Here is a 13,047-nt window from a genome sequence, read left to right on the forward strand (position 1 = left end):
TGCAGTCCGGATGGCTCTAGTCGCCTTCGCGCTCCACATTGACGACGACCAGATCGTCGGCTTCTTCATCGTACTCGTAGGCAATTCCGTCCAGTCTGACCCCGCCTTCGTCTGGCGGCAGGGCCGCCGCTCCGTCAGCATGGTCTTCACATGCGACGTATAACATTCGCTTGTCGCGAAGACTTCCCGGCTTGCCGCAAGACTCGCAAAATCGGTAGGAACGCGAATCTGCGAGCACCTCTGCCTTGTCCAGTGCCAACCTAATCTCGGGAGTGACAATGCCCGCTGCCGTGGCGTCGATCCTCAAGCTCCCGTACTTCTCATAAACCCGATCGAGGTTCAGTCGAGTACCCGCAGGCAACGCTTGAGCTATCTCACCGAAATATTGATCCAGAACCCGTTCCCAGCCGGCACCGCACTGGAATGTCATCCTCGTCGGAATGAGGTCCGGATACTTCGCCTTCAGCCGGATAAAATCGGTCATTCGTCTGCATCTCCCGCGTGACCCCGATGCTTCCGCCCCAAGCCGTAGCAAACAGGAAGTGAAGGTTCCGTTCATCGGCGGATACCGCCAGACAGGTCAGCCTGCCAGAGGCATAGGCACCCGTGTCTATGGCGATCCGGCAGGGCTTCGGGTCTGGCATGCTGTCCGACGTCGGGGTATGGCCGTGCACGATGATGTGCGACAGCTGCCCCTCATAATCGACGAACCTGTCCCGGATCATCATCAAATCCTTGGGGGCTTGGTCGCCGATGGAACGAGTAGGATCGATTCCTGCGTGAACGTAGGCGAAGCGATCGTCGACGATGATCGGGGAGGCATCCTTTAGCGCCTGCAGGTGATACGGATGGTTGGTGCGAAACATCCTCGCGGCATCCCGGATGTTGCCAACGGACAGGAGGCCATAGGACTCCATCGTCTGGTAGCCACCGATCCGCGTCAGCCATCTCCCGAACCTTTGCTCGTCAACCTGGTCGGCGGTCATGAAGTCCAGGAAATAGTCGTCGTGGTTGCCGCGGATCAGCCGTGACCGCGGCCACCGGGCGAGAGTGTTGCAGACGAGATCCATCGCTTCCCGGCTGGCAGGACCACGGTCGACGATATCGCCGAGGAACAGCACTCGGGGTTCGGCGTCGGACGCATGTGCATCTCCTGCGATCGTAGCTAGCAAGACTTCCAACAGATCGGCACGGCCGTGAACATCGCCGATGGCGTAGGTAACGTGGGGCAAGCGTTGTTCCTTTCGGGACACGCCTACCGGCAGGTCATTGGTTTTCTCTTAAACCCGCTTTGATAAGGCGGTCTGGATCATGCTCTTCTAGCCTGGGATTGATGGTAGACTTGCCTACAAGCGCAGCCGGGGAGAGGAATCAATGAAAAACATAGTTGTCTGTTGCGACGGAACGGGAAACGAGATCAGTGAAAACATCTCCAATGTTCTGAAGCTTTACCGCGTACTTCGAAAAACTGGGAAGACCCAGCCGCCCCAAGTGGTGTTCTATGATCCGGGCGTTGGGACACTCGCAAGACCGGATCCATGGACCAAGTTCAGGCAAGATGCCATCGCGGTGCTTGGTTTGGCGACAGGTTACGGCCTCGATGACAACGTCCTTGCCGCTTATGAGTTTCTGGTGACTCAGTATGAGGACGGCGACGAAATCTATCTCTTTGGCTTCAGTCGTGGCGCTTACACGGCCCGCGTTCTTGCGGGCCTTGTCCATAGAATTGGACTCCTTTCGCCGCATCAGTGGAATCTCGCCGGTGCTGCATTGACGGCGTACAAACAGACAGGGCCGGCGATCGATCCGATTCAGTCGGCAATGATGGAGGAATCTGAACGCGGAGAAGTAAGTGGCCAGCCTGTTCCATCGACCAAGGACGATCGCGCCTCGCAGTTCGCCCGGATTGTTTCTTCGAGATGGCCGACGATCAAATTCGTTGGAGTATGGGACACGGTCGCGAGCGTGATAGTCCCGCGTCCGGATAGGTTCTATGCGTTCAGCCTGCAGACGCTTGCCAATACCAGAAACAATCCTAGCGTTCGCATTTTCCGCCAGGCGATCGCGATCGACGAACGAAGAAGAATGTTCAGACTGGACGCCTGGGATGAACCACAAACGTTCATGCATAATAGGTTCAGCGCTACGAACAATGCGGAACCGCAGGACGCGCAGCAAGTCTGGTTTTCAGGTGTGCACGCCGATATCGGGGGAGGCTACCCGGAGCAAGAGAGCGGTCTTTCGAAATTCCCACTGATCTGGATGATCGACGAAGCGGTGAAGCATGGCTTGGCCGTCGACCCCAGGACCGTGAACCAGCTGGCTTGGGGAGTGCAGAGAAAGGGAAGTCCGTTCAGCTACGTCCCACCCGATATCAGGCGTGATCCGCATGACTCGATGTCGAACGCGTGGCGCCTGCTGGAACTGTGGCCGAAGGCAGACAAATACAAGGAGTGGGCTGCTCGCAAGTCGCTCTTCGGCCACTACATCCCAAGCGCCGAGCCACGCTTCATATCGCCCGAGGCGTTTGTTCATCAATCCGTCGTGGACAGGATGGCCGCTATCGCGAAGTACAAGCCCGAGAACTTTCCGGAGAGCCCTAGAGTCGTTCCTATGTCCGGGAACCCGGCGTAGCGGAGTCTCTTTCAAGGTGCGCCAAGCTGCGGGCAGATGAAGTCAATGAAGAATCGGCCGACGCGGCGTCTCGCGAAAACACCAACTGGTAGACGGAGGATTCGTCGGACACAGAAACGTACATTCCGTCCGGAATTGGGTTCCTGCCCACGATCACCATGATGAAGCCGTTCAGTGCGTGGTGGGTGCGGCGCACGCAATCGGTTATATTTCTGCGGTCGGTATGCGAAGGCGATGCGATATCCTCCGGATGCGTATGCCAGCAGCCTACAAAATGCAGCCCGCGCGAAAACATATCGTCGATCTCGCGCTGTTCGGCCCGCTCATCCGGACGGTAAGAATAGCGAGATCGGCGATCTCCGCGCCTCGGGCCGGTAGCGACTTCGATGTCGATCACCGGAAGCTGAAATCGCGCAAATAGAAGTCCACCGGCCTCGTTCTGCCAAAAACGCGTTTGACGGTGTCGGTTGAAGTGCTTCAGAACGCCGTCGCTAAACGCAAGCGATTGTCCCGATTGTCCGATGTCAACGAAGATCACGCAGCCAGATCCTTGGCGGCCCGGCCCCATCGTCTTTCGATCATGGTCGCGCCGTCGAGCGCTTGCGGAGCGATGGCTCGCAGTTCGTCACTCCATGCACCGCCCGCTGCTTCAACGAAGGCGCGGCGTGCGAGCCAGATGCGATGTGTGGCCGAGGCCGCCTGACCGAGAAGGGTATCGAGTGCGGTCTGCGCCACCATCGAGGTTATGAATCCCAACTCGACAGGGCCGTAGGGATCGAACGCCGCTCCGCAGGCAGGCTCGTACTGCCGGGTTTCATATGCCCAACGTGTAGCGAGGAGGTACGGCGATCCGGTAGCATCCAGTCCGTCACGCAGGCGGTCGGCGCTGCCGGAGACGACGATCGCGTGCCCAGCAGCGGCATGCGGTTCCGTCCAACCGTAAACGATCGGAAAGCGTCGCGTTTGGCCCGCCTGCCATTCGTCGAGAAGGGATTCGCTCGGCCAATCTCCGAGTGCCGAGACGATGAGGTCAACGCCGGCGAGGGGACAGTCGGCGCGAAGCAGAAGGTTCTCTACCAGCGAGTTATGACACTCCACTTCGACGTGCGGCAGGTCTGAGCGGATGCGCTTCGCGAGTTCGATTGTCTTGGCTGCGCCGATCGAGCCGACTCCGAGAGGGTGTCTGCCGACATTGGCGCCCGTGAAGGTCTGCTTGTCGACGAGGATGAGCTTGCCGACGCCGGCTCGGGCCAGCGTCATTGCAACCGGCGCGCCGACTGATCCGCATCCGAGAACGCCGACGGTCGCCCCGCGCAGCGCGGGAATCCGAGGATCACGGTCGCGCCCATGGACCCATGTCGGATCGACGCGTTCGACCGAAGAGCGGTCGGCCGCATTTCCTCCGAACAGTCGAGCATGCAGCACGTTCTCGGGCACGCGCGAGGGGCGAAACCCGGCAATCAGGGGATCCGATCCACGAACGATCTTCGGTCGATTGACGACCGTGGTCGCGAGCGCCGGTCCGTTCTCAGTACTCGCGCCCAGCATCACGATGAGCCGTTGACGCATCTCGCCGACAAGTTCGTCGAGATGGTTGGCGACACCGGCGCGGGCCGCGATATCGTAGATGTCCTTCGCCGTGGAGGGGTATTCCGACGGCAGCGGGACGACATCCATCCAGACCAGCAAGCCGCTATTGAAACGGAGTTCGGTTGCCGGGATTGCCGCAGCGAAATTGCGAAGCCAATCACGCAACGTGTCGTCATTGTCGGCGATGATAGTTCGTCTCGCGCCTTCCCAGATCCTGACGATCCGCGATGGCGGCGCTGGTTCGATCAGCGACAGGATGGTCCGGGCCTGTCCGCGTCCTGCATGATGCCAATATGTGAGAAACTCGCTTTGGAAGTCGCCATTGCGCTCGCCGCGGATCAGCGCTTCGATCAGATCAAACGTCATCTCAAGCAGTTCGGCGATTCCGGCGTACGGATCGTCGATGGGAAACGTGGCGTAATCCGGCACCAGACAGAGCACGCCGTCACTTTCGACATGTGGCCAAGTCAAAAAGGAAGGACGATCGACCAGTGCGATCCGCGCGGGCGCAAAAGGAAAGGCCGCGGTCACCAGAACATCGAGCCGGCGCTGGCGGTCGGAAAACTCGCAGTCGAAACGCCAGCCGATTTCGGCGGAGCGCCCCCGGTAGGTAGCGAGTTCTCTGGCGTCGAGCCTTCGCGGGCGCAAGCCAACTTGCCGCCAGCGCGATTCAACGGTGCTGACGGCTGACTTGAAGCGCTTCGCGAGAGGGTCGACACCCTCAGGCATTCCGGCGATCTCCCTCAATGCGGACGGCCGAAGTCCGAAGCTGCGCCTCGCTGCGGACGAGACCGGCGGTCAGCAGCGTCGGTGTATTAAGCCGAGCGGCCGAACGGCGCCGCGTCTGGTCGGCAATGTCGGCACCAACGCCCTTGGCAAGTTGCTCGGTGATCTGCTGCGTGTTCGACAACTGCGCCATCGCTGTGAAATCGGCGCGGGCCTTTCGAAGCCAATTATGGAATTCCGTCTCCCGCTCCGGATGCTCCTTCCACTTATCGGCAAAGTTCTCCAGCGGATCGCTGGGATTGGCGATGAGACGGCTGCCGTCCGGGGCAGTTCCGATGAAGCTGTCCATCTTCGTCAGGATCGAGAACAGCGCATCGGCGATCTTCTCCTCTCCTTCGTAGGAGTGGGCGGCGAGCGTTGTCAGGACGATCGAGATCGGCTTGTCGTCGCTGCGGCCGATGTACATGATGTCGCGATGACGCTTCAGGATCATGATGGCGTACTGCAGTGGGGTGCGGATCCGGTGGTCCGGAATCGGCTCGGTGCCCGCCGTTACGCCTTTCTGAAGAAGCTCCTTCTTGCGCTTGTCGTAGACTTTGGCCATGCGCGTCAGAAACCATTTCAGATAGCCGCGTGGATTCGACCGCTGCCAATCGGCCGCGATAATCTGGTAGTGCGGGTGGCGGTTGTCGGTAATCGAGATCGCGGTCTCGGCGAGCGAAGCGTCGAAGCCGCGCGTTTTCAGGAGTTGGGTCAGTTCTCCGCCACTTGGAATCCCAGGCGTGACGTCCATGTGAAATTGAGCTTCGTCCGCGTAGGGTTGCCTCCAGCAGCGACGGTGCTCCTCGAGCGGCTTGATCATGTTCTTGCTGCGGGCGTACAGCCTCATTTCGATTTCGAGCAGGCGCTTTAGATTAGCCTGCGTGGTCTCGTTCTTCGTTAGGCGGCGAAACTCGCAGATGGCATCGATATCGTAGTGCTCGTCTACCGTGAGCGGTGGCGTGACGGTGCCGAGACCGAACGACCCTTGGACGTGGACTTGGGGCTCGTATTGCCGAATTGTCGACTCTGGACGGTTGAGCCAGTCGCCCAGCGACTCGTAGCTCGTCTCTGCCTGTTCGTATCGGCGCTCGGGGATTTCGAGCTCTTTGGCGAGGTCTTCGAGAAATTCGTCGGCCTCTGGCGTAGTCGTCGGGCGCAAATGCATGTTCATGAAAAACTCCTGACTAGCTGGCGTGTTCAAGTTCATGGGCGAAAATGAAACCGCCCAGCTTCCTGTTTTGGTCGTAGATCTTGAGAGCGGGGTGCGCCTTCGGCTGCCAGGAGCGACCAGCCTCGACGGCAGCGGAAACTGGAATGGCGGGAAACACGTGCACGATCGTGTTCTCGCCATGGGCGACCTTGATGGCGTCCAGCGTTGTTCTGAAAAGACGCGCGAACTCGGCTAGATCGGCTTGGCTGCGTATAATGTCGTTATGGGCTCCGTGGGCCGCGACGGACCAGATCCCCACGTCGTTGCCGAGCACCGCGTGGACCCGTTCGTCCACGACGGGTGCGCTGATCTCCAGCTTCAGCGCGACCTGGCTGGCTGGGCCAGGCGGCCGCACGACGTGAAAGCGGAGCGGCGGTGCCGTCGGGTCCCACTTCCAGCCCTTGGGGCTGCGCAACAACTGCCGGACGTCTGCAGTCGCGATGTCGGAGATCAGACGTCCCAGCTCGATCAGGAGCGGGATCGGCGCCAATCCAAATACTGCCAGGCGACGGATTTCCTGCCGCTCCATCCGCCCTCGGACTTTCTCGGCGAAGCCGGCCCGCAAGTTGCGGACGTGGACGCGCCAGAAGTCCGGTTCGTGATCGGGCAGATCGAGCGTCGAGAGATCGAGATCAATCCACCCATGGTCAAGGGGATAGCGATCCGGGATCATCGACCATTTGAGGTCGCCTTTGGCCACGGGCGATTCGTTGGTCCCGATCCTCGCAGCGTATCGAATGACGTGACTGCTCAGATCCTCGTCGATGGCTGTGACCGTCCGGATCCGGTCTTCGTGGCGGCGCTTCATCGCCATCAGCACATCCGCGGGATGCTCGGCGACCATCTCGCGATCGAAAACGCGATGGTGGCGGTCGCAGACCAACATCAGGTTGTCGGGCTCTTGGGCAAGCTTGGGTGAGAGAACCGAATCGCCTCGCGGGCCGCCCTCTGTGTCCGCAATGATGTGCCCGATATAGGCCGAGTTAGCGTTGGCAGCTCCCGACACCTCGTCGCCGATGAGCAGGGCATTGCATCCCGCATACTGACACCGTCCCGCAGCGCGGCCCCATACGATGTTCTTGACTTTGTCCGGTAGCGCCCGCCGGCGATCGCGGCGCGGCTCTGCGGGCACCTGATCTTTCATCTCGGGTTCTGCAACCACACGCATGGTTTCGTCTCAGAGTTGATTCACGATTCGTTCGACCTGGCATTTCGCGGCACGCATTAGCCCGCCGCGAAACCTCTTATTTATCGCTCAGCGCCAGTGGCACCGAGTGGGGAATTACGTGACCCCGAATAGGGGCGTTGTTCGGCACCGCAGGAACACAACATTGGCTTCCAGGCAGGTGTGGCCCCCTGAGGCGTTCTGTTGTGTTTTTCGAGGCGGTTTAGCTGGAAAAGTTACCAAACTATGCGCGCACCGATAGATTCTTCGCCCGACTCTCGGTTCTCAGCTGCACCCGCTCGTGGCGCCGCACGTATCGCACTTCTCGCAAGTCCCGTTCCTTACCATGGTGAAATTCTGGCACTCGGAGCAGGAATTGCCGGTGTAGCCCTGGAGCAATGACTTGGCGCGGCGGTCGGCCGCGAGTTTCTTCGCCTCGGCTGCTTCCTGGGCCGCCGTGTCGGTGAACAGCGCCGCGGTGGTATCGGTCGAGGCATCGGAGGCCGCTTCCTCGAAGGCGATGTCCTCGGCCAGTTCCTTGGCCCGCTCCTCATAGTCGCGCTTGTAGGCGATCGCCTCGTCGCTCGCCGGCTTCAACGCCAGCACGTTGGAGCCGGAGAAGGCCGTCGGCGCCGAGCGGGTAGGGCTGCCGGAGCCGGCAAAGCCCTTCGGCTCGCTGCCGCTTGCCCTCGACACCAGCTTCACCGGCGAGCCGCGGGTCAGGCCCTTGGAGACGGCGTCGGTCTTGCCTTCGCTGATGCCGCGGCCAAGCGCTGTGTTGGAGAAGTCCGACTGGTCGACATGGGCGAGATCGTTGCGGCCGAGATAGGAGATGGCCAGTTCACGGAACACGTAGTCGAGGATCGATGTCGCGCTCTTGATGGCATCGTTGCCGATGACCATGCCGGCCGGCTCGAACTTGGTGAAGGTGAAGGCGTGCACATATTCGTCGAGCGGCACGCCATATTGCAGGCCGAGCGAGATCGCGATGGCGAAGTTGTTGAGAAGGCCACGCAGCGTGGCACCCTCCTTGTTCATGTCGATGAAGATCTCGCCGAGACGGCCATCGTCATATTCGCCGGTGCGCAGGAAGATGGTGTTGCCGCCGATCTTGGCCTTCTGCGTATAACCCTTGCGGCGGCCGGGCAGCTTTTCCTGCTCGCGCGACACACGCTCGATGATGCGCTCGACGATCCGCTCGGTGATCTGCGCCGCGCGCGCCGCCGCCGGTGCCTGGATCAACTGCTCGACCGCATCGTCCTCGTCCTCCTCGCCATCGGCGAGCAGCGAGGCATTGAGCGGCTGCGACAGCTTCGAGCCGTCGCGGTAGAGCGCGTTGGCCTTCAGCGCCAGCTTCCACGACAGCATGTAGGCGCTCTTGGCGTCCTCCACCGTCGCGTCGTTCGGCATGTTGATGGTCTTGGAGATGGCGCCGGAGATGAAGGGCTGTGCCGCCGCCATCATCTGGATGTGGCTGTTGATCGAAAGCGAGCGCTTGCCGATCTTGCCGCACGGGCTGGCGCAGTCGAATACGGCGAGGTGTTCGGCCTTGAGGAAAGGAGCGCCTTCCAGCGTCATCGCACCGCAGACATGGATGTTGGCGGCCTCGATATCCTTCCGGGAGAAACCCAGCGCCGGCAGCATTTCGAACGAGAAGTCGTTGAGCTGCTCGTCGGTGAAGCCAAAAGTCTCCTTCACCCAGTCGGCGCCGAGCGTCCACTGGTTGAAGACGAACTTGATGTCGAAGGCCGACTTAAGCGCGGCATTGAGCGCCGCGATCTTGTCGTCGCCAAAACCCTTGGCCTTGAGCGAGCCGGGGTTGATCGCGGGCGCCTGGTTGAGATTGCCGTGACCGACCGCATAGGCCTCGATCTCGGCAATCTGGCTCTCGGAGTAGCCCAACGTGCGCAGCGCTTCCGGCACCGCGCGGTTGATGATCTTGAAATAGCCGCCGCCGGCGAGCTTCTTGAACTTCACCAGGGCGAAGTCGGGCTCGATGCCGGTGGTGTCGCAATCCATGACCAGGCCGATCGTGCCGGTGGGCGCGATCACGGTTGCCTGCGCGTTGCGGTAGCCATGCTCCTCGCCGAGTTCGATGGCGCGATCCCAGGCGGCCTTGGCGTGGGTGGCCAAATCCTGCTGCTTCAGGTCCGACGCCACGAGAGGCACTGGATTGACCGCGAGTTTCTCGTAGCCGTCCTTGTCGCCATAGGCGGCGCGGCGATGGTTGCGCATGACGCGCAGCATGTTCTGGGCGTTGCGGTCATAGTCCGGGAAGGCGCCGAGCTCGGAAGCCATTTCCGCCGAGGTGGAATAGGCGACGCCGGTCATGATCGCGGTCAGCGCGGCGCAGATGGCGCGGCCCTCATCGGAGTCGTAGGGAATGCCCGAGGTCATCAGCAGGCCGCCAATATTGGCATAGCCGAGGCCGAGGGTGCGGTAGTCGTAGGAGAGCTTGGCGATCTCCTTCGACGGGAACTGCGCCATCATCACCGAGATTTCGAGAACCATGGTCCACAGCCGCACGGTATGCTCGTAGGCAGCGATATCGATCGTGCCGTCGGCATTGCGGTAGGGAAGCAGATTGATCGAGGCGAGGTTGCAGGCCGTGTCGTCGAGGAACATGTATTCCGAGCACGGGTTGGAGGCCCGGATCGCACCGGCGGAGGCGCAGGTGTGCCAGTCGTTCATCGTCGTGTTGAAATGCAGGCCGGGATCAGCGGAAGCCCAGGCGGCGTAGCCGATCTTTTCCCAGAGGTCGCGAGCCTTCAGCGTCTTCAAGACCTTGCCGTCCTTGCGGGCGGTCAGGTGCCAGTCGGCGTCGGTCTCGACGGCGCGCAGGAAATTGTCCTTCAGCGACACCGAATTGTTGGAGTTCTGGCCCGAAACGGTGAGGTAGGCGTCAGAATCCCAGTCAGTGTCGTAGGTCTTGAACGACATCGAGGTGTAGCCCTGCTTGGCGAACTGGATGACGCGGTAGATGTAGTTTTCCGGCACCGCCGACTTCTTGGCCAACTTGATCTCGCGCTTCAGCGCCGTGTTGATGGTCGGATCGAAGCAGTCGTCGTCATGGCCTTCGCAATTGACGCAGGCCTTCATGATCGCTTCGAGATGCTTCTTGACGATCTTGGAACCGGTCACCAGCGAGGCGACCTTCTGCTCTTCGTTGACCTTCCAGTCGATGAATTCCTCGATATCGGGATGGTCGGCGTCGACGATGACCATTTTCGCCGCTCGGCGCGTCGTGCCGCCCGACTTGATGGCGCCAGCGGCGCGGTCGCCGATCTTGAGGAAGCTCATCAGGCCGGACGAGCGGCCGCCGCCGGACAGCTTTTCGCCTTCGCCGCGCAGCAGCGAGAAGTTCGAGCCGGTGCCGGAGCCATATTTGAACAGGCGCGCCTCGCGCACCCACAGATCCATGATGCCGCCCTCGTTGACGAGGTCATCCTGCACGCCCTGGATGAAGCAAGCATGCGGCTGCGGATGCTCGTAGGACGACTTCGACTTGGTCAGCTTGCCGGTGAAGGGGTCGACATAGAAGTGACCCTGGCTCGGACCGTCGATGCCATAGGCCCAGTGCAGGCCGGTGTTGAACCATTGCGGCGAGTTCGGCGCGACGCGCTGCGTCGCCAGCATATAGGCAAGCTCGTCGCGGAAGGCGCGCGCGTCTTCCTCCGACGCCTTGAAGTAGCCGCCCTTCCAGCCCCAATAGGTCCAGGTGCCGGCCAGCCGGTCGAAGACCTGGCGGGCGTCGATCTCGGAACCATAGCGCTCGGCTTCCGGCAGCTTGGCGAGTTCCGCTTCATCGGCGACGGAGCGCCACAGAAAGGAGGGGACGTCGTTCTCCTCGACCTTCTTCAGGCGCGCGGGGACGCCGGCCTTGCGGAAGTATTTTTGGGCCAGGATGTCCGCGGCGACCTGGGAGAACTGCGCCGGCACATCGATGTTGTCCAAGCGGAACACCACCGAGCCATCCGGATTCTTGATCTCAGAAAGCGCCTTGCGGAATTCGATCTCCGCATAAGCAGATTGGCCTGGCTTGGTGAAACGACGCTCGATGCGCATTGGTCCGATCCCTTTTGTCCATATATAGCGCTTTCATCAGGGGATTTCTGCCCCCAAAAGACGAAACGCGCAGTCCGCCGTTTGCCGGCATTTCGAACAATGCCGGCATCTCCACTTCGCGGGCGCGGCCACGCACACGACAAATCGCCTTGCCGGGCGTTTGCCGAAGCTGCCAATCGACCCCGCGGGTCCCTCAGGACTGAATTTTTCGATTCCCTCACCCGAGGGAAATTCACACTATCTAGCGTCGAACCTAGCTGCAAACACTAAATATAGTATTAACAGACAATTTATTCCAGTCCGACAATTCTCCCTTTCGTCGCCCCATCACCCCACGATCCCAACGCTTCCGCCGGCCTCGTAAACAGGCGAAAATGCGGGCAAAACGCACATAATCCGGGAAAAAGACCGGGCTCAGAACTTTCCGGTCGCGCTCTCAACAGGAGCACATGGCCTATAAAAGGCGACTCGTTTCGAGCCGTCAAGGATTCGTTTGCGTAGCTTTTGTGACCCCAACATCTTGTGTGTCACACATGTGGATAACGGGGATAGAATTGACCGCTGTGGCGGCCATTTTTCCGCCGGCAGGTATGCGCGATCCCGGTGCGTGTACGCGGACTGCGGAAATATTGTGCCGCGAACTCAAAAAGCCCGGCACGCCGGTGCGCCAGGGATCAGCCGTAATGCAGCTTCGGCTTGGGTTCAGTTCCGGTGAACTGGACGCCGAGTCGGTCGCTGCGGCGCCAGCGGACCTCGCAGCGATAGGCGACGCCGTCGAGCGGCACATAGAGAAGGAAATGATCGGGAACCCGGGCCTCGAGCGGTATTTTCAGTTCGGCGCCGCCCGCATGCTGGTTACGCACCATGCAACTCACTTCGGAATTCTGGATACCGGTGATGATCGTTCCACCCTTGAGCACGCGCGGACGATGCTCGCGCTGGGGCTCGGTGGACTCTTGCTGAAGTGGGTTTACAGGGTTCGCCATCGATGAAACGCGCCAGATTGGCCAATTTCTACCGAAGAAAAATTAGCAAACCATTCACGCGATACATCACATGGTTGTGAAATGATTACGATCCACGCACGGGGTGGAGGGCCTGCGCCCTAGGAGAACCTGCGTGGGTCGGCGCAGAAATAGGCGATGATCTGACACAGGTCCGGTTCATTGACCATGCGCACCGCTTCGCTGGAATTGACCCATTTGCGGATGCGGGAGTGCTTTTCCTTCCAGCGGTCGGCGACCTTGTCGACGTGCAGCGGATACACCAGCACCTCGCAAGGCACTTCTTCGCCCGAAGCCAGCACCTTGGCGTAGAAATAGCGGCCGGCTTCGAGGTGGGAAATGTTTCCGCGCAGTCCCGCTTCCTCGGCGGCCTCGCGCGCTGCCGCTTCGCAGAGCGGCTCCCGAGCTTCCGGCCAGCCTTTTGGAAGCACCCAGCGGCCGGTATCGCGGCTGGTGATCAGCATGACCTCGACGCCGTTCCCGGCATCGCGCCAGGGCAGGGCGGCAACCTGCAGACGACACGGCGCCGTACCAAAGAGTCGCCGGACCCTCTCAGCCAGGTGGTTGTGTGTGGTTGGCCGTGTCAACATCGGAGAAGCTAGCCCCAAGCC

General features: G+C 60.8%; 10 protein-coding genes. 1 reads left to right on the top strand and 9 read right to left on the bottom strand.

The genetic code is table 11. The features are described from left to right. Positions 1–16: 16 nt before the first annotated feature. Both EN824_RS12010 and EN824_RS12015 read right to left on the bottom strand, forming a co-directional pair. Complete coding sequence (locus EN824_RS12010) at positions 17–484, bottom strand: iron-containing alcohol dehydrogenase (protein ID WP_135932315.1); 468 nt, start codon at positions 482–484, stop codon at positions 17–19. Then, positions 375–1,232, bottom strand: a complete 858-nt coding sequence (locus tag EN824_RS12015) for a metallophosphoesterase (RefSeq protein ID WP_189522165.1) — start codon at positions 1,230–1,232, stop codon at positions 375–377. The genes EN824_RS12010 and EN824_RS12015 overlap by 110 nt, the downstream gene beginning before the upstream one ends. 142 nt (positions 1,233–1,374) lie before the next feature. On the opposite strand from EN824_RS12015, the gene EN824_RS12020 reads away from it, so the two are divergent. Further along, positions 1,375–2,634 (top strand): DUF2235 domain-containing protein, encoded by a 1,260-nt coding sequence (locus tag EN824_RS12020; protein WP_135932317.1) that lies wholly within the window; start codon positions 1,375–1,377, stop codon positions 2,632–2,634. On the opposite strand, the gene EN824_RS12025 is transcribed toward EN824_RS12020, so the two are convergent. From EN824_RS12025 to EN824_RS12055, 7 genes are all read right to left on the bottom strand, one after another. Next, positions 2,612–3,172, bottom strand: a complete 561-nt coding sequence (locus EN824_RS12025; RefSeq protein WP_135932318.1) for a Mov34/MPN/PAD-1 family protein — start codon at positions 3,170–3,172, stop codon at positions 2,612–2,614. The two genes, EN824_RS12020 and EN824_RS12025, sit on opposite strands and share 23 nt — an antisense overlap. Further along, positions 3,169–4,953, bottom strand: coding sequence for a ThiF family adenylyltransferase (locus EN824_RS12030; RefSeq protein ID WP_135932319.1), 1,785 nt, complete (start codon positions 4,951–4,953; stop codon positions 3,169–3,171). The genes EN824_RS12025 and EN824_RS12030 overlap by 4 nt, the downstream gene beginning before the upstream one ends. Continuing rightward, positions 4,946–6,163, bottom strand: coding sequence for a nucleotidyltransferase (locus EN824_RS12035; protein WP_135932320.1), 1,218 nt, complete (start codon positions 6,161–6,163; stop codon positions 4,946–4,948). The genes EN824_RS12030 and EN824_RS12035 overlap by 8 nt, the downstream gene beginning before the upstream one ends. A 13-nt stretch (positions 6,164–6,176) precedes the next feature. Then, entirely contained in the window at positions 6,177–7,370 is a 1,194-nt protein-coding gene (locus tag EN824_RS12040) for an SAVED domain-containing protein (protein WP_135932321.1), read from the bottom strand. A gap of 282 nt (positions 7,371–7,652) precedes the next feature. Beyond that, positions 7,653–11,432 (bottom strand): vitamin B12-dependent ribonucleotide reductase, encoded by a 3,780-nt coding sequence (locus EN824_RS12045; RefSeq protein ID WP_127276100.1) that lies wholly within the window; start codon positions 11,430–11,432, stop codon positions 7,653–7,655. Between the two features lie 674 nt (positions 11,433–12,106). After that, a complete protein-coding gene (locus EN824_RS12050) occupies positions 12,107–12,418 on the bottom strand; it encodes a PilZ domain-containing protein (protein ID WP_127276099.1) in 312 nt (103 codons plus the stop codon). A 119-nt stretch (positions 12,419–12,537) separates the two neighbouring features. Then, complete coding sequence (locus tag EN824_RS12055; RefSeq protein WP_127869515.1) at positions 12,538–13,026, bottom strand: NUDIX hydrolase; 489 nt, start codon at positions 13,024–13,026, stop codon at positions 12,538–12,540. Positions 13,027–13,047 lie beyond the last annotated feature (21 nt).

The organism is Mesorhizobium sp. M8A.F.Ca.ET.181.01.1.1 (assembly GCF_004792025.1).
In the GTDB taxonomy this organism is placed as follows: domain Bacteria; phylum Pseudomonadota; class Alphaproteobacteria; order Rhizobiales; family Rhizobiaceae; genus Mesorhizobium.

Coding starts and splice junctions, on each gene's coding strand:
- EN824_RS12030 (WP_135932319.1), bottom strand. CDS start 4,953: ATGCCTGAGGGTGTCGACCCTCTCGCGAAGCGCTTCAAGTCAGCCGTC.
- EN824_RS12040 (WP_135932321.1), bottom strand. CDS start 7,370: ATGCGTGTGGTTGCAGAACCCGAGATGAAAGATCAGGTGCCCGCAGAG.
- EN824_RS12010 (WP_135932315.1), bottom strand. CDS start 484: ATGACCGATTTTATCCGGCTGAAGGCGAAGTATCCGGACCTCATTCCG.
- EN824_RS12055 (WP_127869515.1), bottom strand. CDS start 13,026: ATGTTGACACGGCCAACCACACACAACCACCTGGCTGAGAGGGTCCGG.
- EN824_RS12045 (WP_127276100.1), bottom strand. CDS start 11,432: ATGCGCATCGAGCGTCGTTTCACCAAGCCAGGCCAATCTGCTTATGCG.
- EN824_RS12020 (WP_135932317.1), top strand. CDS start 1,375: ATGAAAAACATAGTTGTCTGTTGCGACGGAACGGGAAACGAGATCAGT.
- EN824_RS12050 (WP_127276099.1), bottom strand. CDS start 12,418: ATGGCGAACCCTGTAAACCCACTTCAGCAAGAGTCCACCGAGCCCCAG.
- EN824_RS12035 (WP_135932320.1), bottom strand. CDS start 6,163: ATGAACATGCATTTGCGCCCGACGACTACGCCAGAGGCCGACGAATTT.